Raw genomic sequence first — 23,762 nt, forward strand, 5'->3', positions numbered from 1 at the left:
TTTTTAGCAGGGGTTTTTTTATGCCTCAAATTTATGCTTTGAAATTATGATATCGGACTTGGACGCCACGCGGGTGGCGCTAATACAGGTTAAGAGCCCGCCCACTGGTACCACTTTTTATAACCCTTGCTTTTTAGCAGGGGTTTTTTTATGCCTCAAATTTATGCTTTGAAATTATGATATCGGACTTGGACGCCACGCGGGTGGCGCTAATACAGGTTAAGAGCCCGCCCACTGGTACCACTTTTTATAACCCTAACCAATTGGTTGGGTTTTTTATGCCTCGAATTGTAGGTCGAGATTTATCTCGACGAATTGGTCTTATCTCGATGAATTGATTTAAGCAAGCGTCACATCACAGGTGCTATTCGTCGCTACAAATCAAGCCACCTCCACGATTCAACCTATAATTCTAAACTGACAGTTACTTCCTCACAAAACTGGCGGTTTTCGGTAAATTGCCTATGCTTTTGTAATTAAATTGGTTTATTGTAGATTTAGGCAGCTAAATTTTATTGGGCAAGAGAGGCGATGAAGGTAACTGTAGAAAAGCAAACCATAGTGCTGTTATCGTTGTTTACCATCGTGTTCTGGAGTTTGACTTTCTACGCGGTAAAGCTTATTTCTCACTCTATTGTGGTTCAGGAAGTAAGCGAAAGAACCGAAACGGTAAGGTCTAACATTTCACTTGTCCGCGCTAAAATTGAAAACGCCATATTTATGGACACCTATCTGGCTGAGAGTTTAGCGACCTTTGTTACAATTGATCCTGACTTTGCAATTGAGCATTGGTCTCATGTGGTTGCTAAAGCCGTTGAAAAGTCGACGCTGATTCGCCATGTCGGTCTCGCACCAAATAATATCATTAGTCATGTCTATCCAGTTGAAGGGAACCGAGCGGCTATCGGTTTCGATTTTCGCACTAACCCTGAACAATTTCGCACTGTTGAAATTGCAAGAACCTCTCAAAAGGTATTTATCGCCGGTCCATTACAGCTAGTGCAAGGCGGTGAAGCGTTGATAGCGAGGTTTCCTGTGTTTTCGGATTATCCGAGGAATGAAAACTACTGGGGCGCGATTAGTGTGGTTCTAGATTATCAGAAGCTGCTTGAATACAGTGGCATTAACGAATTGGACAGTGCCACTTTAGCGATTCGAGGTCGAGATGGACTCGGTGAACAGGGGGATGCCTTTTATGGCTCTGCTACCTTGTTTGAAACTCCAGATTTAGTCATCCCAATCAACTTACCATCTGGTGAGTGGCAGCTTGTGGCTGATTATCAAATAGACGAGAGCACTTATGCAAAAGCAAGGCAACAAGCTCAGATTTTGGTTACTGCTGTTGCCTCAATATTGTTTCTCTCGTTATTAGTGCTCTATCGATCGTATCACTTAGCACATACCGCCTCGTTGCAAGATGATTTAACTAAGTTGCCCAACCGTCGCTATGCGATTAGACAACTCAATACGTTACTTGGTCGTTCAGAGCAACCGTCATTTGTGCTGCTTAACCTCGATCTAAATAATTTTAAACAAGTAAACGATAAGTTTGGTCATGAAGTGGGAGATAAGCTGTTACTCCATGTCTCGTCAATTTTGATGAACTCAGTGCGTGTGTATGATTTTATCGCGCGATTGGGGGGGGACGAGTTTGTTATTATTTTGCACAGAGTTTCAGAGGACGCTTTGGTTAACTCAATTATAAAAAATATTAAGGAGCAGGTTGAAAAGCAACCGCTACAAGTTGATAGACACACTATTCAAGCGACGGTAAGCGTTGGCTATGCTTTCCCTTCAGCAAATCAAGATAGTGTTTCGGAACTCATGGCTCGCGCCGATCACAGTATGTATTACGATAAAAACCTGTCGCAACGACAACAAGAAAGTGAGTTTTTGGAAACAAATCAGGAAACCCAATAGAACTATACTAAGCTTACAGAGTATCAATTAAGTGAGAATGTGCCGTGCAGCTAAAGCAGTCAGTTCTATTTTTCAAAATTGCCGCGTTGACTTCTGCGATTGTGATCATTTTTGTCAGCTGGTTTTTGTATTACGAAGTGAGTCGTAGTGCCCGCCTTACCGCACAACTTACTCAGCTGCAAACCGCTCTACAACGAACCATAGATCAAGAAGAGCATATTCTTATTCGAGCACAAAAAGATGATGTTTCTGCCATCCCGCAATTAAAGTACAGCTATCAGGATAGCTTTAGTAGCTTGCTTAATTCTATGGCCAATGAAGAGGCCTTGCTGCCTTTGCTATTACAACTCGATGAACTGTCAAAAACCTACTTTAGTAAACTAGACGAACTTATCCGTTTGCATGAGCAACTCGGCTATGACGAAAATGCAGGTATTTATGGTGATTTCAGACGTAGCGCCCATGCTTTGCAGGAGCGAATTTCTGGTAAGGCTATGCCTCAGTTGGAAATTGCCATATTGGAGTTAAGGCGTCGAGAAAAAGACTTTTTGTTAAGAGCTGACTTAAGTTATTTACAGCAGCATGAACAACTTGTCATGCATGCTGAGCAACTAATCAAAGACAGTGCGCTTAGTGAAGAGATAAGCAACTTGCTTAAACGTTATGAAGCGGGTTTTGCAAGCTATGTTGCTATTTTGCGAAAGCTAGGTTTGCACGATGGTGAAGGCGTACGTGCGGAGCTATTCACCGAGAAGCAAAAATTAAGAAGCCAGTTTGAACTGGTATCAATCCGTACCCAAGCCGTTACGCAAGAACGTAAAGAAAGTATCATTTTATATGGCCTCATTTTAATTGTACTGATGAATATTGCTGTGCTTATCTTACTGAATTATCAAAATAGCAAAGTCACACGGCATATACTGGCTATTAATAAAGTACTCGTAAAAGTTGCTAAGCTTGAAGACTTTAGCTTAAGGGTGAATATTGACGGTAACGATGAGATTGCACAAATTGCTCATCAACTCGATGACCTATTAGCATTTATTGAAACCTTGCTTGCGCGCCTAAGCGCAGCGCAGCAACGTTTGATTGAAGAAGCCAAAATGGCGAGCTTAGGAAATATGGTGAGTGGCTTTGCTCATGAGCTTAATACGCCGCTTGGTGTTGCTATTACCAGTCAATCGCATTTAAAAGAGCAAGTCGCGACACTAAAATCGCAACTTGAACTTGGGAAGTTACAGCGGCAAACCTTGACGACACTAATTACTGAGGCAGAAGCCGCGCTATATTTATTAGAAAATAACCTCCACCGCACAGCCTCGTTAGTAGATGATTTTAAGCTAGTGGCAGTGAATCGAGAGTTTGAAGAAAAGAGTTCGTTCAACCTTAAGCATTTAGTTAAAAATGTCTTTGATTGCTACCAATCAGAATTAAACCAAGAAGACTATGCCATTGAACTCGAAATCCCCGAAAACTTAACTTTAATAAGCTACCCGTCGGTGTTTAGCCAAGTTGTTGGGTACAGTATTAACAACTGCATCAAGCACGCCAAGATTGACGGGCAAAAGCTCAATATTGTGGTATCTACCGTGTTAATTAATGACTATATCCATTTTTATTTTAAAGATGATGGTGCCGGTATAGATAAAGAGCTATTGCCTGCTATATTTGAGCCTTTCGTTACTTCAAAGCGTTTTTCGGGGGGGACAGGACTTGGCTTGAGTATTGTATATAACTTAGTAACACAGAAGTTGAAGGGCGAAATCAAAATGCAAAGCCCTGCGCATGGCGGTGCCTGCTTGCATATTATTTTAACCGGAACAGAGTTTAATTTTATAGAAGAATGAGTAACCTGAGCGCGGGATAACAACTCGCGCTCTAGCGGCCGTTATTTCTTATACCGATTTGCTTATCTGAATACAGCTTATGTAAGGTAAATAAAGTAAAAAAAGCCAGCATGACTGATCATGCTGGCTTTTATTCGGTTCATTGGCAGTAGGAGTTAGCCTTTTTTGCTCGCGACCCACTCATCAACAAATGATTCAAGCACGTTTAGTGGAACTGGGCCATTTTTCAGTACGACGTCGTGGAACTCACGAATATCAAACTTATCACCCAGTTCTTTTTTAGCGGCTTCGCGAAGTTCTAGGATCTTCAACATCCCCACTTTGTATGCTGTCGCCTGTGAAGGCATAACAATATGGCGCTCTACCATCTTCACTGCGTCTGACTTAGCATTTGGTGTGTTGTTTACGTAGTAATCAATACCTTCTTGACGTGTCCACTTCATTGCGTGGATCCCTGTATCTACAACTAAGCGGCATGCACGCCATAATTCCATCGCTAAGCGACCAAAGTCTGAATAGGGGTCTTCGTATAAACCCATTTCTTTTGGTACAAGTTCAGAATATAAGCCCCAACCTTCGATGTATGCAGTGTAGCCACCAAACTTACGGAATTTAGGCATATCTTCTAGCTCTTGAGCAATCGCGATCTGCATGTGGTGACCCGGAATACCTTCGTGATAAGCCAAGGCTTCCATTTGGTAAGTTGGCATCGCTTCCATGTCGTAAAGGTTTGCATAGTAAACACCAGGACGTGAGCCGTCAGGCGCGGGTTGCTGGTAGAAAGCTTTACCTGCAGATTTTTCGCGGAATGCCTCTACGCGTTTTACTATCATGTCCGCTTTTGGCTTAACGATAAACAGCTCATCCAAGCGTGACTTCATATTATCGATTATCGCTTTGGCTTCGGCTAAATATTGTGCCTTACCAGCTTCTGTATTGGGAAGGTAAAACTGTTTGTCGGTTTTCATGAACTCCATAAAGGCTTTTAAATCGCCTTTGAAGCCCACTTTCTCTTTGATTGCTCGCATTTCGTCATGAATACGCGCCACTTCAGATAAACCGATTTCGTGAATTTCTTCAGCGCTTAATGCTGTGGTTGTCGTACGTGCTAGGGCGTTATTATAAAACTTTTCGCCGTTAGGGAACTTCCATGCACCATCACGATTGTCTGCTTTTTTCTCAAGTTTATGTAGGTAGCCAATCAACTTGTTATAAGCAGGTTTTACTGCTGTTGTTAGCGCGTCTGTTGCTTCTTTTACCAGCGCTGATTTCTCGTCTTCACTGATTTCAAGTGTTGCTACTTTGCGTTTGAAGTCAGCCAGTAACGTTGAGTCGTCACCCGCAGCAAATGGCGCACCTTTAATGATATTTTCACTTGATTCAATGACGTGAGGGAAAACGAATTTCGGTGCAATAATACCTTTGTCCGCACGCGCTTTTAAGTCAACGATGAGCTGATCAAATACAGCCGGTACGCCGTTTAAACGTGAAATATACGCTTTGGCATCTTTGACATCGGTAATTTGGTGCTGGTTGATTAAAAATGCAGGCACCATTGAGTGCGTACCATACATCTGATTTACCGGATATGAGTGATAACGCCATTTAAAATCTGCAATGGTGTTTTCAAGACCTTGCTTGAATAAGTCGTAGCTCACTTGCGTATTGGCATCTAGCTTATTTCGATCAATTGCATTAAGCGCAGCTAAGTCTTGTTTCGTCAGTTCAAGATCTTCAAGTTGGCGCGCTTCGCTGCCGTCATCCCACTTGTCGTAGTCTTGTTTGATACCCATATAAGTTTGGTAAACTGGGCTACGCATTACGCCACGGGTAAACGACGCTTCAAAAAGTGCGTTCGCCTTTTCTACTTCACTTTTTACGACTTGTTGTTCAGCTTTTGGAGCAGGTGCTGGAGAGTGTGTGGTTTGTTGACAGCCAGCAAAAAGCGCGACGCTTACCGCTGCTGCTAAAATGGTTAATTTACGCATTTTATACCCTTTTATTATATGTTGCCGAATGGCGGTTTTCATGCTGGTTGCAGTGAATGTCACCCGCATAATTTCTATATTAAACAAATAACTCTAGCAGATCGTTGAGATATCGGTGGCCTTTATTTGTAACTAGCCATGAATCGTTGGTTTCCTCAATCAAACCCTTATCTACGGCCTCAGCAATTTGCGTTGCAATAGCGCTAAGTTCAAGACCAGTGTAGTCAATAAACTGTTGTTTTGATGCGGCAGTTTTTAAACGGAACACATTCATAAAAAACTCAAATGGTCTGTCATCGCTTGCAACATGCCACTGCTCATACAAATAGGGTTTACTCAGATCCATATAGCCACGAGGGTGTTTTACCTTTACGGTTCTTAAGATCTGTTGCTGCTCAGGCAAAGTGATTTTGCCATGCGCACCACAGCCGATCCCAAGATAATCGCCAAATTGCCAATAATTCAAGTTATGTCGACATTGAAATCCCGCTTTGGCATAGCCTGAGATCTCATATTGTTGGTAGCCGTGCTCTGCAAGTAGTGCCTGACCTTGTTCTTGGATGTCCCACAGTGTTTCATCCTCAGGTAAAACCGGAGGCTTAGAGGCAAACTGCGTATTTGGCTCAATGGTTAATTGATACCAAGAAAGGTGTGGCGGTGCCATCGCAATGGCTTTTTCTAAATCACTTAAGGCATCGCTAACCGATTGATTGGGAAGGCCATGCATCAAATCAAGATTAAAGCTATTTAACCCTGCTTGATGTGCTTCTTGAGCGGCATTTAGCGCTTCTTGCTCGCCATGAATACGACCAAGTTGAGTAAGCTTTTCCTGTTGTAAGCTTTGTACACCTATCGAAATACGATTGATGCCAGCCGCGACATAATGCTTAAAACGATCTGTCTCAACTGTACCTGGATTTGCTTCTAAAGTGACTTCAATGTCATCCTCAAAACCAATTAGCGCCTCAATTTCACTGAGTAAATAGCGGTACGCTTCACCTGAAAGCAGGCTAGGGGTGCCACCGCCAATAAAAATACTACTGAGTTTGCGGCCCTGAACATAGTGAAGATCGGCTTTGATATCGTGGAGCAAATGTTGAATATATTCCGTTTCAGGAATATCGCCCTTTTTACCATGGCTGTTGAAATCACAGTAAGGACACTTTTGCACGCACCAAGGTACGTGCACATAAAGACTTAATGGAGGTAGTTTCACGCGAGGCCTTGAAAGTGACTGACGAGTTGTTTAAGTGCCTGTCCTCTATGGCTGATTGCGTTTTTTTCTTCCTTGGTTAGCTCTGCTGATGTGCAGTCTAAACCTTGTACCTTAAAGATTGGGTCGTAACCAAACCCTTCTCGGCCTTGTTGCGTTGTGGTGATTTCACCTTCCCAACTTGCCTGACAAATAATCGGCGTAGGGTCGTCAGCGTGGCGCATATAAACTAGAACGCACCAAAAACGGGCGCTGCGCTCAGTTTGTTCACCAAGCGCTGCGAGTAAGTGATCAATATTTTTTTGGTCGTCGGCGTTTGCGCCAGCATAACGCGCTGAATATACTCCAGGTGCGCCGTTTAACGCGTCTACCTCAAGGCCTGAGTCATCGGCAATGGCAGGCAAGCCAGAAACCTTAGCTGCATGACGTGCCTTGATAATGGCGTTTTCCACAAAGGTAGTGCCGGTTTCTGCAACCTCTGGCACCTTGAAATCACTTTGCGGTAATACCTCAATGTCATACTGATTTAGCATCGCGCTAAGCTCTTTGACTTTACCTTGGTTACCCGTGGCAAGTACCACTTTATTTGACATATTTTCTCTACTCTACATAAAACTTTTGTGAGAACGTGAGTTTGCGGCTTTGCTTACCTTCACTGATCTCAATGTCGAAACGAAAAATATCTTCATCGTCGTAATCTAATTGGGCAAGATAGTATATTGCCTCACCTTCTACGACTTCTTTAAACTCTAGCTGTACGGTTTTACCAAGTAAGTTTTTGGCGCTACCTGCAACGCGTGCCTTAACTGCTGGTTTTCCTGGCTTGTCGGCCAAGACCGAGATATTCACAATCGCTTTGTTACCACTACGAATTAAGCCATACGCTTTTGCAATTGTAGGCTGAACAAAGGTAGACGGGAAGGCGATATAATGCACTTCCCAAGGACCTAAGTCTTTAAATTGGCCGCCTTGTTCATCTTGAGCGAATACGCCCGGTGCAAGCAGCATCATTAACACAATAATAAATGGTTTCATTGGGATGCTCCTATCTCAGTAAATCCATCATTAGGATCTGCAAAAATTGCATGCCGATAATTAGGACTAAAATAGATAAGTCCAGTCCGCCTAGCGGTGGGATCACTTTACGAATAGGTCTTAGCATCGGCTCTGTTAATTGCTCGAACACGGCGGCAACTGGATTGTAGCCTTGCGCTACCCAACTTAAAATGGCACGAATAATAAGGATCCAGAACACCAGACTAAATGCTTCTTTTACTACCGTAATAGCGCCACCAATCAGCGCGCCTAAAGCGTCAAAGTAACCACCGAATAACACCATCAGCGTCGCCATTTTGGCAAAACCAATAATGAATGCCAGCACCAAAGAGGCAAGATCTAAACCGCCCACGCCCGGAATGATTTTTCTCAGTGGGTTCACGGCAAAAGAGGTTGCTTTAACAACCGCTTGGCTTAGCGGGTTATAAAAGTCCGCTTTGACAAGCTGCAACCAGAATCGTAGTAATACGACCATTAAAAATAGATCAAATACGATCCCGACTAAAAATTGCATGGCATTCATTGGTCACCTTTAGATTTCTTTTTCCATTGCTTCAGCGCGCGCGATACATGCATCCATCGCGTCCGCTACGGTTTTTGGTAATTGCTGTGCTTTTAAATGCTCAACGGCTGCGTGGGTTGTGCCACCTTTAGAGGTGACGTTAGCGCGTAGCTGAGCAATGCTAATTTCAGGTTGCGATAATGCCATTTCAGCCGCGCCTAGCGCAGTTTGCTGCACAAGCTTTCTGGCTTCCTCAGGACTAAAACCTAGGGCTTTAGCCTTTTCTTCAATGGCTTCCATAAATAAGAAGAAATACGCTGGAGACGAACCTGTTACCGCAATAACGTCGTTGATTTTCGACTCTTCATCAAGCCACAGGGCAATACCTGTGGATGAAAATACTTGCTCAACATAGTCTTTTTCTTCATCGCTGATGTCGACGCCATACAAGCCAGACACACCGCGTCCAAGCAACGATGGCGTGTTAGGCATACAGCGCACCATTTTTACCGGTTGGCCGAGCATTTCTCTCAGTCGTGCAACGGTAATTCCGGCGGCGACAGAGATAAACAGTTTATTGCTAATATCAATATCTGCATCTTGAAAGGTCTGACACAGCTCGGCCATCATCTGTGGTTTTACAGACAAGACAATGACGTCAGCCGCGGCGACTGCTTCTAGATTATCTTGTGTTGTTTTTACTGATAATTGCTCTGCGACTTTGGCAAGTTTCTCTGCATTGCGGTTGGTGGCAATAATAGACTGCGCGTCAAAGCCACTTTTGATCATGCCACCGATAATGGCATAGCTCATATTTCCCGTTCCAATAAATGCAATTGTCTTGTTTGACATTGTGTTATTCACCTCACTGTCGTTTGCCAAAAATATCAGTACCAATGCGAACCATAGTGGAACCTGCTGCAATCGCAGTGTCTAAATCGCCACTCATTCCCATCGATAAGGTATCTAGCTGTTGATATTGGTCCTTTAGTCTATCAAAGCAAGCGCGCATTTGCTGGAAATATTGTAATTGCTTTTGTTTATCATCGGTTTGCTCAGTGATAGTCATCAAGCCACGAAGCTCCAATTGACGACAGTCATTAATAAACTGCGCGAGCGTATCAACCTCATTGGGATGACAACCTGATTTGTTGTCATCACCGCTAATATTGACCTGCAATAGCACCTTGAGTGGCTTTAAGTTTGTTGGTCTTTGCTCATTTAGCCTGCGTGCGATTTTCTCTCTATCCACGCTTTGTACCCAATGGAAGTTTTCGGCGACTAATCTTGATTTATTGGACTGGATTGGACCAATAAAGTGCCATTCAAGCGCTTTGTTTTGTTTAAAATAGGCAACTTTATCAACCGCTTCTTGTACGTAAGATTCACCGAATTGGGTTTGACCTGCCGCAATTGCAGCCTCAATATCGGCGATAGGTTTGGTTTTAGAAACCGCGAGTAATTGTACTGTTTCGCTGAATTGACAGTTTTGTTTGGCTTTTTCTATCCTGCCGTAGGCGTTATCTAAGCGTTCTGCTATTGTAACCATATAGTACTAGTGCTCATTGTGGAGTTATAAATGGATATTACAGAATTATTGGCTTTTAGTGTTCAACACAAAGCATCTGACCTACACCTTTCTTCGGGTGTTTCCCCTATGATACGTGTTGACGGGGACGTACGTCGGGTGAATATCCCGCCGTTAGAAGCAAAAGACGTCAGCAGCCTCATCTACGATATTATGAATGATAATCAACGTCGTGACTATGAGCAAAACCTTGAGGTAGATTTCTCGTTCGAAGTGCCAAATCTGGCGCGTTTTCGTGTTAACGCCTTTAATTCAAATCGTGGTCCTGCTGCGGTGTTCCGTACCATTCCAAATCAAGTGCTGAGCTTAGATGATTTGGGGGCACCAGACATTTTTACCAAAATTTCCGACAACCCACGTGGCTTAGTATTGGTAACCGGCCCGACAGGTTCTGGTAAATCAACCACGCTGGCTGCGATGGTGGATTATATTAATAACAACAAACATCACCATATTCTAACCATCGAAGACCCGATAGAATTTGTTCACGACAACAAGCAAAGCCTTATTAACCAACGTGAAGTACATAGAGACACACACAGCTTTAACGCGGCGCTGAGAAGTGCACTCCGTGAAGACCCTGACGTTATTTTAGTTGGTGAATTACGTGATCTTGAGACCATTCGTTTAGCGCTAACTGCCGCGGAAACAGGCCACTTAGTATTTGGTACTTTGCATACTACCTCAGCACCTAAAACCATCGACCGTATTGTGGATGTGTTCCCAGGTGAAGAAAAAGACATGGTGCGATCTATGCTGTCAGAGTCGCTACAAGCGGTGATTTCACAAACACTGGTGAAAAAAGTTGGCGGCGGGCGCATAGCAGCGCATGAAATCATGCTCGGGATCCCTGCTATTCGTAACCTTATTCGTGAAGACAAGATTGCACAGATGTATTCGGCAATTCAAACCGGTGCAATGCACGGTATGCAGACCATGGATCAATGCCTTACAAATTTATTAAACCGTGGTTTGATCACACAGCAAGATGCGCGTGCAAAAGCGCATGACAAAAATCAGTTTAATAGCGGCTATTAAGTAGTGGTGTAGCGATGAATATAGAACCGTTTTTGCAAACGATGGCAAATCAGCAAGCATCCGACTTATTCGTCTCGGCAGGGCTTGCGGTGAGCGCCAAAATTGATGGCGAACTTAGAGCGTTAAGTGAAGAAAGCTTAGATGCCGAGCAGTCACTGAATCTTGTTACCTCGATTATGAGCGACAAGCAAAAGCAAGAATTCTTTAACACTAAAGAGTGCAACTTTGCGATTGCTAACGATATCGGGCGTTTTCGTGTTTCAGCATTTTGGCAACGGGATTGTGCGGGCATGGTTATCCGCCGTATCGTTACTGCTATTCCTGATGTCAATGAGCTAGGTTTGCCGTCGGTACTGACCGATGTGATCATGTCCAAACGTGGCTTGGTGTTATTTGTAGGTGGTACGGGCACGGGTAAGTCAACTTCGCTTGCAGCACTGCTCGGTTATCGTAATCGTAACCAACGTGGCCACATTTTGACCATTGAAGATCCCATCGAGTTTGTGCATCAACACCAAAAAAGCATCATTACTCAGCGTGAGGTGGGCATTGATACTGACAGTTTTGAATCTGCCTTAAAAAGCTCATTACGCCAAGCGCCAGATGTTATTTTAATTGGTGAAATTCGCTCGCAAGAAACCATGGAGTATGCACTGAGCTTTGCTGAAACGGGGCATTTATGCGTTGCAACCTTGCACGCCAATAATGCCAATCAGGCCATTGACCGTATCATGCACTTAGTCCCTAAAGAAAAGCACGATAAACTGAAGTACGATTTGGCGCTGAACTTACGTGCTATTGTGGCGCAACAACTTGTGCCTTCTTCAAAGGGCGAAGGCCGAGAAGCCGCCATTGAAGTACTACTTAACTCCCCACTCGTTGCCGAGCTTATTAAAAAAGGCGATATTGGCTCAATTAAAGAGGCAATGGCAAAATCGAAAGACATGGGCATGCAAACCTTTGATCAAGCATTGTTTGAGCTTTATAAGCAGCAGCGGATCAACTATGCCGATGCCCTGCATCATGCTGACTCGCCAAACGATCTGCGCCTGATGATCAAGCTGCAAAATAATGAACAAAAAGGTGCGGGCTTCCTACAAGGGGTTACGGTAGATGGGTTGGATTCGAAGAACTAAACGTAGCTACCTATTCTTCACTTTCGTGCTGAGCTTTGCTGGTGTACTTAATGCCAGCGAAGCACTTAATGTTTTTATTAGAGATGATGTCCTCGCTGATTATCAACGTTTTGTTGGTGAACGCGACGTCACAAAAATTACCGATTTTAGTGGCCAGTATTTACGCCGTGATGTTGTCGATATGGTGGTAGCACAGCAAGCCTTGCAAAAAGGTGGCTTCGATAAAACGTTTATCTTTACTCCAGGTTTCGTCAGTTTTCGTGAATCCAATTTGCTTGAAAAAGGAGAGCAACTGCTTCACTTTGATAGCTATTGGAAAGCAGACCTTGAAAATAAAGGTCGGCTGCTTTTTATCAGTGAGCCGGTTATTCAAAAAGGTCAGTATTTTGCTGGTATTTATCACGGGATAGATAATCAAAAAGTAAAGCAGCTAAAAGAGGAGCAAGGGCTCACCCAGCTAACTTCGGTATCCAACCCTAAATGGCAGACCGACTGGCAAACCTTGGAGTCACTTCCGCTTAAACAACTTCATGCTGAATCCGATTGGATGTCACAAGCGCGTATGGTGAGCAAAGGTTGGGTCGACTTTATGTTGATGCCGCTTATGCCGAAGCTAGATAATCGTTTTGTTTTGGAAGATGTTGAGCTCATTGCTAATGAGCATCTAGTCGTGCTGTTAAACGACAGCAGACATTTTGCGGTGTCTCGGCTTCACCCAGAAGGTGAACGAGCGTTTGCTGCATTACAAAAAGGCCTTGCAATACTACGTGAGCAAGGCCGGATCACTAGCGCGTATCAGCAAGCAGGGTTAATACCTGATTTGAAGAAGTACCAAGTCGTAAACCCCGTACAGGAGAGCCGCTAGTCATTCATACTCCTGCTCGTGGCTAGAGTTGCTCTGCTAGCTGTACAAAAATGGCGACTTCACCATAGTGTTTAGAGGAATAAGAGTTGCCTTACTGCTGGTGATTGAAAGCGTTGAGAGTCCGTTAAATATGATGGACTTTTACAGACAGTTAGCCGTACCTTTAATATCAGTACTGAATTTTTGATATTAAAGGTCGGCGCTAGATTGATATTTTTAGTGTGTTATTGCTACACCGACTATGCCGTGTATGAATATCAATCCACTTGGTGGAAAATAAAGTTTAACAGACCCAAAAGTTAGGCTAGCTATTCCCACATTGCTTCAAAGTAGCTTTCAAGAATGATACAAGCAGACATGCCATCTACCTTACCTTTTGCAAGGTTCTTATAGCCACCTTGTTCAAATAAACGTGCTCTGGCATCAGCTGTCGTCAAGCGCTCATCTTGTGTTTCTACCGGCAACCGGAAGTGGTTATGCAAGCGGTTAGCAAACTTTTTTGCTCTGAATGTTAAATCTTGATTGGTACCATCCATATTCAGTGGTAAGCCAACCACTAATAAATCAGGTTGCCACTCGTTAATGAATACCGCGATGTCATCCCAATTTGGAATACCATCGTTTGCCTTAACTGCACCTAAGCTTGATGCGGTTGCGGTGATTTCTTGGCCGATAGCCAAGCCGATACTTTTAGTGCCAAAGTCAAAACCGATGATGCTACGTTTACCTTTAGGCACTTTTTCTTTTTTGATTTCCATGAATACTTCGTTTATTAACCTAAGCTCAAAATGACAGGCTAGTTACGCATGACCCGCTTGCGAGCTTAATTGTGCAACGTCGAAACCAAGCATTTGCACTGCTTTTTCCCAACGCTTTTCGGGTGGCGTATTAAATATGATTTCGGGGTCAGCCTCGACGACTAACCAAGTGTTTTCTTTCAGTTCTTTCTCTAGCTGACCACTTACCCATCCGGCGTAGCCCAAGGTGATGATAAATCCTTCGGGAGAGTGTGATGACGTTAAAGAGGCTAAAACATCTTTTGATGTGGTGATCATAATTTCGGAACTAAGCTCTTGGCTTGAGGCGTAACCAAACTTTGGCGTATGTAATACAAAGCCTCTGTCGGTATGAACAGGCCCACCTGCGTAGATATTTACCTTAGCCGCTTGGCTAGATTTGTCGTTATCGATATCAATTTGATCAAGCAATTCGCCCACGGTGATATCGATAGGGTGGTTTACCACCAACCCCATCGCGCCATCTTCGCTGTGTTCACAAAGATAGGTTACCGTATGATTGAAAAAAGGGTCGTCCATGCTGGGCATTGCCACTAAAAAGTGATTAGCGAGTGATTTCATAACCAGACCCCCTTAATGGTTAGTTTTTAGTATGGTCGAGTTTTCGCTCGATCGCATCATAAAACTTATCCATAATTGAAATGTCATACGCCGCTTCAATTTCTTTTACGCAAGTTGGTGCGGTGACGTTGATTTCGGTGAGCTTATCGCCAATGATATCTAGGCCAACGAATATTAGGCCCTTTGCCTTTAACGTTGGGGCAATGGCTTCGGCAATTTTACGGTCCGATTCGCTAATAGGTCTTGCTTCACCACGGCCGCCTGCCGCGAGATTACCACGAGTTTCACCGCCTTGTGGAATGCGAGCCAAGCAGTACGGCATCACTTCACCATCTACCACTAACACGCGCTTATCACCGTCTTTAATGGCTGGAATATAGTTTTGCGCCATCGCATAGCGAGAGCCATGCTCGGTAAGCGTTTCGCAGATCACGCCAATATTTGCATCATCTTGTTTCACTCTAAAAATAGACGCGCCGCCCATCCCATCTAAAGGCTTGAGAATGATATCGCCATGTTTAGCTAAAAACTCGCGAATTTGTGATTGATTACGCGTAACCAAAGTATCTGGAGTATGCTCACTAAACCACGCCGTAAAGAGCTTTTCATTGGCGTCGCGCAGGCTTTGTGGTTTATTTACCACAAGCGAACCCGCAAGTTCAGCGCGCTCAAGAATATAAGTGGCGTAAATATATTCAGTGTCAAAAGGCGGATCTTTACGCATTAAAATAACGTCAAGGTCGCCCAAATCGATTTCTTGTTTCTCAGCTAGTTCATACCAATGGGAAGTATCGTCAAATACCTGCGCTTTTGCCGCGGTCGCTTTGGCAACGCCTTGGTACAAGAAAAGGTCATTCATTTCCATGTAATACAATTCATAGCCGCGCTGCTGTGCCGCCAGCATCATGGCAAACCCGGTGTCTTTTTTAATGTTAAAGCCACTGATTGGATCGGAAATGATCCCTAATTTAATCGTCATAGACGCTCCCATTGCGCTTGCTGAGTTTACCCATGATATGGGGGTTGCTCTGTGTATTTAAAGTGCTAAATCGCCAAATTGCAGCTGTAGTGCGCTCAGTACCGTTAGCGCTGCGGTTTCTGTACGAAGTACACGTGGGCCTAAACGGACATCAACAAACCGCTGTTGAGCGGTAGCATCGAGCTCTTCATCGGTAAAGCCGCCTTCAGGCCCCACTAAAAAGCGGATCCCAGACTGACTATACGGCAGTGTTTTTATTGAATGTTCGGCGCGAGGATGTAGTGTGATTTTTAACTCGTCGCTTTGCTGTGCAAGCCACTCAGACAACTCCATCGGTGGGTTAATAATAGTGATGGTATTACGTCCGGATTGCTCGGCCGCGGCAATTGCTATCTTTTGCCATTGCTGGTGTTTTTTTGCTAGACGTTCGCCACTTAATTTAACGCCACAGCGTGTGGTAAACAAAGGGGTGATTTCGCTCACACCCAGCTCTACCGACTTTTGAATTGTGAAGTCCATTTTATCACCGCGAGAAATCCCTTGCCCAAGATGTATGGCAAGTGGGGATTCTACATTTTTGTCTTCAAATAATTCAGGTACAGCAACGACTTTCTTTTTCCCAACTTCACTTAATTGACATAGGTACTCGCCGCCCTGTCCGTTGAACAGGCTGACTTTATCTTTGGTTGTCATTCTAAGCACTCGGCCTATGTGTCCTGCGGCGTCATCGTCCAAAGTAACTGGCACACCAATGGCCAAAGGCGAGTCTTGATAAATATGTGGAATACGCATAATTCGATTATTCAGTTGCTGTTTTGTGGCAATGGTAAGCGCTCGCGCACGGTTAGTCTACATCATCCTGCCACTTTAGCTTTACCGCAAAGTAACCCGGTGAGCTTAGCAAGCATCAAGTCAGGGTCGGGGAGGCCCGCGGTATCCGGATGACAAGATAAGTGATTGATTAATGCTTGTGAGTGCTGTTTAGTGATCTGAAAACCTTGCGGGGTTTGTTCGATTAAAAACCGGTGTGGGTGAAGAGAATCAAAAATAAAGCGCTGCTCCTCGGTAGCTAAATGATAGTCCAGAGAATAGAGCAGCACAGCATTAATGTTATGATGACGGTGCAAATAGCTGGCAAGTTCAGAGACGCTGATTTCATTGTCAAAGTCACAATAACAGTAGTCTTTTATTTGCTCTTTAAACATCATCTTTAGCATTTGTTTGGTGTTGTCACCTGCGATAATTATATTACTGGCTTGGCTAGAGCGCACATTTTGCAAATGCTCGACGAGTTCTTGGCTAAAATCCCAATTGCTATCTACCAGTAAAAGTCCATCACTTAAAGCATTCATGCAGTATTGCGTTACACCGAAAACAAGTTAATAAGTAAATAGCCTATTGAGCAGAAAACCGCAAACTCCAGACATGCGATGCCAACGTTATCTTGGTGGTCTACCTCTAGACCAATATTGACCTTAGGTAAGGATAAATGCAGCAATACGTAACTACCAATGTAAAGAAAAAGCCACATTACACCGCAATGCATGACAACCGAAAACAAGTTTTCTACCACTTTTGCTCCATGGTAGGGAGCGCTGTGCAGCCCCGCATACATGGCTAAAGAGAGGCCGATGGATTTGCCTGCATACCGAATACCAATCGAAGTGTTTCTGAGATTAAAATTTTGTTGTAAAGAAGCCCCTTGATTGAACTTGGCAAAGCGACTTTCTCTGATTTTACTATCTAGCGTATAAAGCAGCTGCAATAGCATAAAGCCGAGGGCTACGACTAATAGATCGCTCCAGCCTTTCGGGTGCACCCAATGATATAAACCAAGCACCAATATGGTGTTACCGAGTAACATGCCGGAGTCCACCATCGCGGCGCAGATATTTTGCTTTAAAATCGCTTCTTCTTCGTCAAACTGATACAGAATCCATTTGCGATGGATCCATTGGCCGAAGTATACAAAGGCAATGATCAACCCTATATGTAAGGCCACTTGCAGAGGGTGTGCCTGCGCCCTCACCACGCCTAAGTCATTGAATAAGTATGCAACACAAATACACAGCATCGTCACTTGACTGGCATAGCTGATCCCAAGTGCAAAGTTGTCACGTTGTGCGAGCTCGTCATCCAGTAGATTGTTAGCGCTACGTTGGATCATTAAGCGCAGCAAAATAGTTAAACTGCAGACAATGACAAAGCAAATCAAAATCGCTAAAAAGTTGATATTGTTTAAAGACAAATAACTCATACTCGGTGTAAGGTTGTGTTTTAGATAGAGTTACTATAACACTGCTCACAAAGAGAGCCAGTCTACCGTGGAGTTTTTTATGTCGGAATTGTTTGTTCAAGCAGCGCTAAATACGCTTGCTCAAGAGCGTTACCAAATGATTTATGGTGATGCGCCGATGGAGCCCAAACTGGCACGGTTACTGGCGTTGAGTGATTTTGCCGAGCGTACACTTGCACGATTTCCTGAGTGGGGAGCTTGGTTGCTCGATGATACGCAGATGCAAATACGCGACTGTCCTGATGTGTTTGACTTTTCCGCGCCATTGGTTGAAGAAAAACAAGCTTGGCAGCAGCTGCGTCACTATCGCTTAAAGTATTGGCTTAAAGTGATGTGGCTGGATTTGGTTGCAGGCAATGAGATTGATGACAGTATTCGCTATGTTTCACAGCTGTCCGATACCTTGATTTCAAATGCGTACCGATGGGCGTACTTAAGCGTAGAAGCGCAATCAGGCTCACCAAAAGATGAGGCTGGTAACTCGATACCTATGACGGTATTAGGCATGGGAAAGCTTGGTGGTAAGGAGCTGAATTTTTCCTCTGATATCGATTTGATCTTTGCCTATCCGAGAAGTGTCGACACATCCGGTGGCCGGCGTAGTATTGAGGCGCAAGTTTTTTACACTAGAGTGGCACAAAAACTTATTTCAGCGCTTAATCAAGTTACCATTGATGGCCAAGTATTCAGAGTCGATATGCGTTTAAGACCATTTGGGGATAGTGGTCCTTTGGTAATGAGCTATGCCGCGATGGAAGATTATTACCAAGATCAAGGTCGAGAATGGGAGCGCTATGCGATGTTAAAGGCGCGGCCAATTGGTGAGCCGTCGCCGTATTGGCAAGAGTTTTACGACCTAATTCGGCCGTTCGTCTATCGCCGTTATATCGACTTTTCTGTGATAGATTCACTGCGAAAGATGAAAAACATGATTGCCCAAGAGGTGAGACGCAAAGGCTTAACGAATAACATAAAGCTGGGCGCTGGTGGCATTCGAGAAGTAGAGTTTATTGTGCAGGCTTTGCAACTGATACGCGGCGGTCGCGAAACGCCATTACAAACCCCTTCATTGTTACAGGCATTAGAAGAGCTTGAAGCGCTTGATATTGTCCCTGTCGAGGTCAAAAACCGTCTGCATGAGAACTATTTAGTGCTGCGTAAAGTTGAGCAATATCTACAAGCATTTGACGACAAACAAACGCAAACTTTACCCGACAACAACTTAGATTGTCTGCGCCTGAGCCACTTATTGCAATGTAACAATTACGCCGAAGTCGAGCAAATGCTAAAGGTTGTGACGCAGCATATCCGGGCTGAGTTTAGCCAAGTCATTGGTGAACCGCCTGAAGAAGAATTAGATGAAGACGATAGCGCGGTTTACGCGTGGCAAACGGGAGAAATTGCTCAGCTAGGCCAGTGCCGAGCTGCACCGTGTTTTGAGACTTGGCAAACTGACTTGATGGAGTTTAAACAAGGGCTAAGTAAAAAGCAGGCGGGCACTCGTGGTCGCGATATTCTCGATAAGTTAATGCCAGCCTTGCTACGAGAGCTTAGTAAACAAAACATGGAGCCGGCGCTTGCTCGCGTGCTCAGTGTGATCAATCAAGTAGCGTCTCGTACTGCATATTTGGAGCTACTTTACGAAAATCACGGTGCGTTGACTCAACTTATCAAGCTTTGTTGTCATAGCGCGTGGATTGCTGAGCATATTGCGAAATACCCGATCCTCCTTGATGAGCTTATCGACCCACAAACTCTCTACAAACCTTTGCCATTAACGGCCTATAAAAACGAGATCCAGCAAGCATTTTTACGTATAGATGAGCAAGATGTTGAGCTACAGATGGAAGCGCTGCGACAATTTAAACAAACGCATCAGCTAAAAGTCGCGGCTGCAGACGCCACTGGCGTGTTGGATATTATGAAGGTGAGCGATCATCTAACCGCGCTTGCTGAGGCGATTATCGCAAAAGCCGTCGATATTGCTTGGGGGCATATGGTGGCGCGTTTTGGTGCGCCTGAAGGTGCAACAATAGAAGAAAAAGGCTTTGCTGTAATAGCGTATGGCAAGGCGGGGGGATATGAGCTCGGTTACAACTCAGATCTAGACTTAGTGTTTGTGCATAATCGTGACGGCGAAAGCCAAACTCAGGGTGATAAAGCTATCTCTTCAAGACAGTTTTATATGAAGCTGGCACAGCGTTTAATGCATTTGTTCAATACCAAAACGCTCTCTGGCATGCTTTACGAATTAGATACTCGACTTCGCCCTGAAGGAAACTCGGGCTTACTCGCTATCAATCTAGAAAGCTTTTACCAATACCAGTTAGAGCAAGCTTGGACATGGGAGCATCAGGCGCTAGTGAGAGCTCGTATGGTGTTAGGTGAGTCGAAAATGGCCGCACGATTTGAGGAAATACGTCATGCAATACTAATGCAGCAGCGAGACGTGCCTAAATTAGCGGAAGATGTTCGCAATATGCGTGAAAAAATGCGAGCCCACCTTAACCAAGATAGTGACAGTCACTTTGACTTAAAGCAGGGAATTGGCGGCATGACGGATATTGAATTTATCAGTCAGTACATTGTGTTGCGATATAGCAGTCAGTATCCAGCACTTTGTACTTATCCAGATAATATACGTATTTTAGAACAAGCGGGTGAAGTTGAAGTGATTGATAGTGATGAAATGAAGCACTTAATCTCTGCATATTGTTTGTTTAGAGATCAATATCATTTTAATAGCTTAAACCAATTAGGTAGGGTTGTTGGGCGTGAAGCGTTTGATCAACACGCACAACAAGTCACTCAAGTTTGGCAGCGGGTACTTGCTTAACCCGCTAGCTTACGGCAGTTTTCACGTACATAGATTGGTGGGTTTTCTGTGATAACCGCAGCACGCTCTCGCGGGCAGAAAAATGTGTAGACTTGAAATTCAAAGTCGTCGTTTATCGCCGTTCCAACCTGATAGAGTGCAGAAACAAAGTCAGTATCGAGACGGAAGTTATACTTCACCACATAGTCACGCTCTAGATACCAAAACAGTTCCACACCTTCTTCTTTGGCTTGCTTTGTAAGTACATCTTTTAAAGTATCGCCTGTGTCAAAGCGTCTTGGTTGTTTTTCACCGGTCCATTTAGGGTTAGATGGTTTAACTGCGAGCGCTCTTTGTGCTAGCGCATCGTCAAGAGGGTAGGTGGGCTTTCCGAGTGTGATAACATACTTTTCACGATCGGTATCACGATTGCTCATGCTATTTCGAAAGCTTTCGTAAAATTGCGACAGGCCTTGCGCTGCAACATTGGTGGTTTCCCTAAAGTTCATATCTTTAGAGGCACCAAAAAGAAAATAGTAGGCAGCCCAAATGAGTAACACACCTAGTGATAGGTGTTTAGTCCAAAACCAGATTGACGATAATTTATTTTTTTTCTTCTTAGCCATTTCAAACTACTCCAAGACTCTAGGCCCTAATAAAACGAAGGTGCCTTTTCATCAGGTCGCGTTTTAAAGCGACGATGCACCCACATATATTGATCCGGCGCACAATTGATTGCTTGCTCCATTCTCTCGTTGACGCGAGTAACATCTGCAAGATCATTGCCACTTGGGAATGCTTCTAAAATAGGTTGTATGTCTAAATGATACATCCCTTTTGCGTCTCTCGTACAGTGTAAGCTTAAAGTCTCAGCCTTTTTGCTTGAAGAAAATAATAAAGTGCCAGTTGTTGTTGCTGCATCAGGAACCGCAAAGAAAGGGGCAAACTCACAGCGCTTGCGGCCATAATCTTGATCTGGCAAGTAATAACACACGCGTTTGCTTGAGAGTGTTTTCAATAAGCCTTTGACGTCTCGCTTAGTGACTAAATACTCATTTGAGCGTAGTCGCCCACGGGTCATAAAAAACTCCATAAGTGGATTATTGTGTGGGCGATAAAAGCCAACACCTTGCACTTTAGTGCCTAGCACTCGGCTTGCCATCTCAAGATGCAACATATGGGGAACCAGCATAAGTACCCCTTTTCCTTGCTTTTGCACGGCTTCAATATGCTCTAATCCGTTAATAGAGCCCACCACTTGATTGATGCGCCAATCTGGCCACCACCATGCCATCCCCGTTTCAAGAGTTGCTATGCCGGTATTTTCCATATTTTTTAGTAGCATAGCTTTGTGTTCTGCTTCACTTAGCTGTGGAAAGCAAAGTTTCAAATTGACATCAGCAATATGACGGCGGCGTTTCATATATTTATGAACTAGACGTCCAAGGCCTCTACCCAGTGTAAATTGAACACCTTGTGGGAGCCATGAGATCAAATACAGGGCGAAAACACCAAGCCAAGTCAGCCAAAATTTAGGTGCTAAGAATGACCATCTGAAAGGTGAGTGAGTAACCAAAGTAATATACCTGAGACTTAATTGAAGAGGCTAGTTTATCTATATTGCTGTAAAAATACAAAAAGCCAGCATAGCTGGCCTTTTCAGAGGTGATAATCGAAGTACTTAGCCTTCAATCAAACCTTGGTTAATTGCTTCAAGATCGGTACGAGATAGTGTACCTGCTGCTTGTTTTAAGCGTAGCGATGATAGTACGTAGCGATAACGGATATCAGCTAGGTTACGTTTCGCGTTATACAGGTTTTGCGTGCTGACTAGTACGTCAACGATGGTACGAGTACCTACATCAAAACCCGCTTCAGTTGCTTGTAATGCACTTTCTGCTGAAACAACCGCTTGCTCTAGCGCACGGTAAGTTGCAACGTCTGAAACCACTTGGTTATAAGACGTGATCACTGAGCGTGTCATGTTACGCATTGCCGCTTCCATATCTTCGCTGCTAGCAACAAAGTTTGCGCGAGCTTGATCTGTTGCTGCAACTGTACGGCCACCTGTGTAAATTGGTACGTCTAACGTTAAGCCTACCGAAGTTCTGTCGCTACGTGGTGCATGTTGTCTACCTGCACTGTCAGCTAAAGAATCAGAGTAAGTAGCGTTTAAGTTTAGTGTTGGGTAATGCCCAGATTGAGCTAAATCAATTTGATCTTTTGCGATGTCTACCGCAGATTTTGCAACTTGAAGGTCTAAATTCTTCGCTTTTGCAATTTCGATAAAATCGTTCGTATTCTGCGTAGGCTTAACTGTTGAGAACTTTTCAGTGTTTAACTTATCTAGCTTAGCGTGGTACTTACCAGTAATCGTACGTAATGTTTCACGTGCTGTTTCAACTGCATTACTTGCTATGATTTCGTCTGCAACTGCACGGTCAAATTGTGCTCTTGCTTCATGCACGTCTGTAATTGCTGTCAAACCTACTTCGTAGCGCTGTTTTGTCTGCTCTAGTTGACGTTCAATAGCGCGCTTCTCGGCTTGCACAAACTCTAGGCTATCTAACGCACTTAGCACATTAAAGTAACCTTCAGCGATACGGACAATCAAAGTTTGCTTTTGCTGCTCATATTGAGTCGATGCTTGCATTGCACGTTTTTCTGCAATTGAAAGACCCTGCCAAGATGCCATATCAAAAATGGTTTGGCTTAGAGAGATTGAACGCTGAAAGGTGTCAGTGTCAGACTCAAACATGGTGTAGCCTGTCGAGTCATTTTGCTGGCTCGATGGACCTTCAGAGTTAACGTCTGTATAACTCATTTGAAAGCCAAGCTGAGGTAGCAATACGCCTAATGCTTGGTCTTGTGCATATTTTTGCGCATCAGCCTGCGCTTTAGCCTTTAATACGGTAGGATCGTTAGCCGTTGCAATGTCGTATACTTGCAGTAGGTCTTCCGCGTGGGACAGGCTGCTTGAAAGTGCGCACGACAACCCAACAACTAATGATAGTAGAGTTTTTTTCATTTTTCGCTCAGTCCTTAGACAATTTTTATACTGTCAGCATGTTACCCTGTTTTTGCGGCCCAATTAAAGACCAAATGCGTAAAACATCGCCAACAAGTGTAACAGAATATATTAATACCACTTGGGTATTGTA

The 23,762-nt window shown here is 44.0% G+C and carries 22 protein-coding genes; 6 read left to right on the forward strand and 16 right to left on the reverse strand.

Annotated features, from left to right (window positions below; translation table 11 throughout):
• Positions 1-531: 531 nt before the first annotated feature.
• The gene (locus tag L1271_RS20560) at positions 532-1,920 is read left to right on the forward strand and encodes a diguanylate cyclase domain-containing protein (RefSeq protein WP_235368681.1); all 1,389 of its coding nucleotides are present in this window, start codon (positions 532-534) and stop codon (positions 1,918-1,920) included.
• Positions 1,921-1,964: 44 nt separating this feature from the next.
• Entirely contained in the window at positions 1,965-3,767 is a 1,803-nt protein-coding gene (locus L1271_RS20565; protein WP_235368682.1) for a sensor histidine kinase, read from the forward strand.
• Between the two features lie 155 nt (positions 3,768-3,922).
• On the opposite strand, the gene L1271_RS20570 is transcribed toward L1271_RS20565, so the two are convergent.
• The 7 genes from L1271_RS20570 to L1271_RS20600 form a co-directional block, all read right to left on the reverse strand.
• Positions 3,923-5,755 carry a DUF885 domain-containing protein gene (locus L1271_RS20570; protein WP_235368683.1) on the reverse strand — a complete coding sequence of 611 codons (1,833 nt, stop codon included), beginning with the start codon at positions 5,753-5,755 and terminating at the stop codon, positions 3,923-3,925.
• Positions 5,756-5,834: 79 nt separating this feature from the next.
• Complete coding sequence (gene hemW, locus L1271_RS20575; protein ID WP_039494444.1) at positions 5,835-6,971, reverse strand: radical SAM family heme chaperone HemW; 1,137 nt, start codon at positions 6,969-6,971, stop codon at positions 5,835-5,837.
• Positions 6,968-7,561, reverse strand: coding sequence for an XTP/dITP diphosphatase (locus L1271_RS20580; protein ID WP_174170327.1), 594 nt, complete (start codon positions 7,559-7,561; stop codon positions 6,968-6,970). The genes hemW and L1271_RS20580 overlap by 4 nt, the downstream gene beginning before the upstream one ends.
• 7 nt (positions 7,562-7,568) lie before the next feature.
• A complete protein-coding gene (locus L1271_RS20585) occupies positions 7,569-8,003 on the reverse strand; it encodes a DUF4426 domain-containing protein (protein ID WP_010607717.1) in 435 nt (144 codons plus the stop codon).
• Between the two features lie 10 nt (positions 8,004-8,013).
• The gene (locus tag L1271_RS20590) at positions 8,014-8,547 is read right to left on the reverse strand and encodes a YggT family protein (RefSeq protein ID WP_102056173.1); all 534 of its coding nucleotides are present in this window, start codon (positions 8,545-8,547) and stop codon (positions 8,014-8,016) included.
• Between the two features lie 9 nt (positions 8,548-8,556).
• Complete coding sequence (proC, locus tag L1271_RS20595) at positions 8,557-9,378, reverse strand: pyrroline-5-carboxylate reductase (protein WP_010607715.1); 822 nt, start codon at positions 9,376-9,378, stop codon at positions 8,557-8,559.
• 13 nt (positions 9,379-9,391) lie between these two features.
• Positions 9,392-10,075, reverse strand: a complete 684-nt coding sequence (locus L1271_RS20600; RefSeq protein ID WP_010607714.1) for a YggS family pyridoxal phosphate-dependent enzyme — start codon at positions 10,073-10,075, stop codon at positions 9,392-9,394.
• Between the two features lie 30 nt (positions 10,076-10,105).
• Here L1271_RS20600 and L1271_RS20605 point away from each other — a divergent pair, with 30 nt between their 5' ends.
• Genes L1271_RS20605 through L1271_RS20615 form a run of 3 tightly spaced genes read left to right on the forward strand, consistent with a single transcriptional unit; the run spans position 10,106 to position 13,153 of the window.
• A complete protein-coding gene (locus L1271_RS20605) occupies positions 10,106-11,152 on the forward strand; it encodes a type IV pilus twitching motility protein PilT (protein ID WP_010379026.1) in 1,047 nt (348 codons plus the stop codon).
• Positions 11,153-11,166: 14 nt separating this feature from the next.
• Positions 11,167-12,288, forward strand: coding sequence for a PilT/PilU family type 4a pilus ATPase (locus L1271_RS20610; RefSeq protein WP_010607713.1), 1,122 nt, complete (start codon positions 11,167-11,169; stop codon positions 12,286-12,288).
• Positions 12,266-13,153 (forward strand): hypothetical protein, encoded by an 888-nt coding sequence (locus L1271_RS20615; RefSeq protein ID WP_235368684.1) that lies wholly within the window; start codon positions 12,266-12,268, stop codon positions 13,151-13,153. The genes L1271_RS20610 and L1271_RS20615 overlap by 23 nt, the downstream gene beginning before the upstream one ends.
• 308 nt (positions 13,154-13,461) lie before the next feature.
• Here the strand turns inward: L1271_RS20615 and ruvX are convergent, their stop codons facing one another.
• The 6 genes from ruvX to L1271_RS20645 all read right to left on the reverse strand — a co-directional run bounded on the left by ruvX (position 13,462) and on the right by L1271_RS20645 (position 17,747).
• Positions 13,462-13,911, reverse strand: coding sequence for a Holliday junction resolvase RuvX (gene ruvX / locus L1271_RS20620; protein ID WP_102056175.1), 450 nt, complete (start codon positions 13,909-13,911; stop codon positions 13,462-13,464).
• A 42-nt stretch (positions 13,912-13,953) separates the two neighbouring features.
• On the reverse strand, positions 13,954-14,511 hold the full coding sequence (locus L1271_RS20625) for a YqgE/AlgH family protein (RefSeq protein WP_010607710.1): 558 nt from the start codon (positions 14,509-14,511) through the stop codon (positions 13,954-13,956).
• 19 nt (positions 14,512-14,530) lie between these two features.
• Positions 14,531-15,490 (reverse strand): glutathione synthase, encoded by a 960-nt coding sequence (gshB, locus tag L1271_RS20630; protein ID WP_010379037.1) that lies wholly within the window; start codon positions 15,488-15,490, stop codon positions 14,531-14,533.
• 57 nt (positions 15,491-15,547) lie between these two features.
• A complete protein-coding gene (gene rsmE / locus L1271_RS20635) occupies positions 15,548-16,282 on the reverse strand; it encodes a 16S rRNA (uracil(1498)-N(3))-methyltransferase (RefSeq protein WP_235368685.1) in 735 nt (244 codons plus the stop codon).
• A 62-nt stretch (positions 16,283-16,344) separates the two neighbouring features.
• Positions 16,345-16,842: a hypothetical protein gene (locus tag L1271_RS20640; protein WP_010607708.1), complete on the reverse strand. Its 498-nt coding sequence runs from the start codon at positions 16,840-16,842 to the stop codon at positions 16,345-16,347.
• Between the two features lie 11 nt (positions 16,843-16,853).
• Positions 16,854-17,747, reverse strand: coding sequence for a DUF350 domain-containing protein (locus L1271_RS20645; protein WP_235368686.1), 894 nt, complete (start codon positions 17,745-17,747; stop codon positions 16,854-16,856).
• 79 nt (positions 17,748-17,826) lie between these two features.
• On the opposite strand from L1271_RS20645, the gene glnE reads away from it, so the two are divergent.
• Positions 17,827-20,622: a bifunctional [glutamate--ammonia ligase]-adenylyl-L-tyrosine phosphorylase/[glutamate--ammonia-ligase] adenylyltransferase gene (gene glnE, locus L1271_RS20650; RefSeq protein ID WP_235368687.1), complete on the forward strand. Its 2,796-nt coding sequence runs from the start codon at positions 17,827-17,829 to the stop codon at positions 20,620-20,622.
• Here the strand turns inward: glnE and L1271_RS20655 are convergent.
• The 3 genes from L1271_RS20655 to tolC all read right to left on the reverse strand — a co-directional run bounded on the left by L1271_RS20655 (position 20,619) and on the right by tolC (position 23,629).
• A complete protein-coding gene (locus L1271_RS20655) occupies positions 20,619-21,227 on the reverse strand; it encodes a TcpQ domain-containing protein (protein ID WP_017217000.1) in 609 nt (202 codons plus the stop codon). The two genes, glnE and L1271_RS20655, sit on opposite strands and share 4 nt — an antisense overlap.
• Positions 21,228-21,253: 26 nt before the next feature.
• A complete protein-coding gene (gene lpxL / locus L1271_RS20660) occupies positions 21,254-22,177 on the reverse strand; it encodes an LpxL/LpxP family Kdo(2)-lipid IV(A) lauroyl/palmitoleoyl acyltransferase (protein WP_235368688.1) in 924 nt (307 codons plus the stop codon).
• A gap of 105 nt (positions 22,178-22,282) precedes the next feature.
• Complete coding sequence (tolC, locus tag L1271_RS20665) at positions 22,283-23,629, reverse strand: outer membrane channel protein TolC (RefSeq protein ID WP_010607703.1); 1,347 nt, start codon at positions 23,627-23,629, stop codon at positions 22,283-22,285.
• Between the last annotated feature and the right edge of the window lie 133 nt (positions 23,630-23,762).

It is taken from the genome of Pseudoalteromonas sp. OF5H-5, assembly GCF_021530695.1.
Taxonomy (GTDB): domain Bacteria; phylum Pseudomonadota; class Gammaproteobacteria; order Enterobacterales; family Alteromonadaceae; genus Pseudoalteromonas.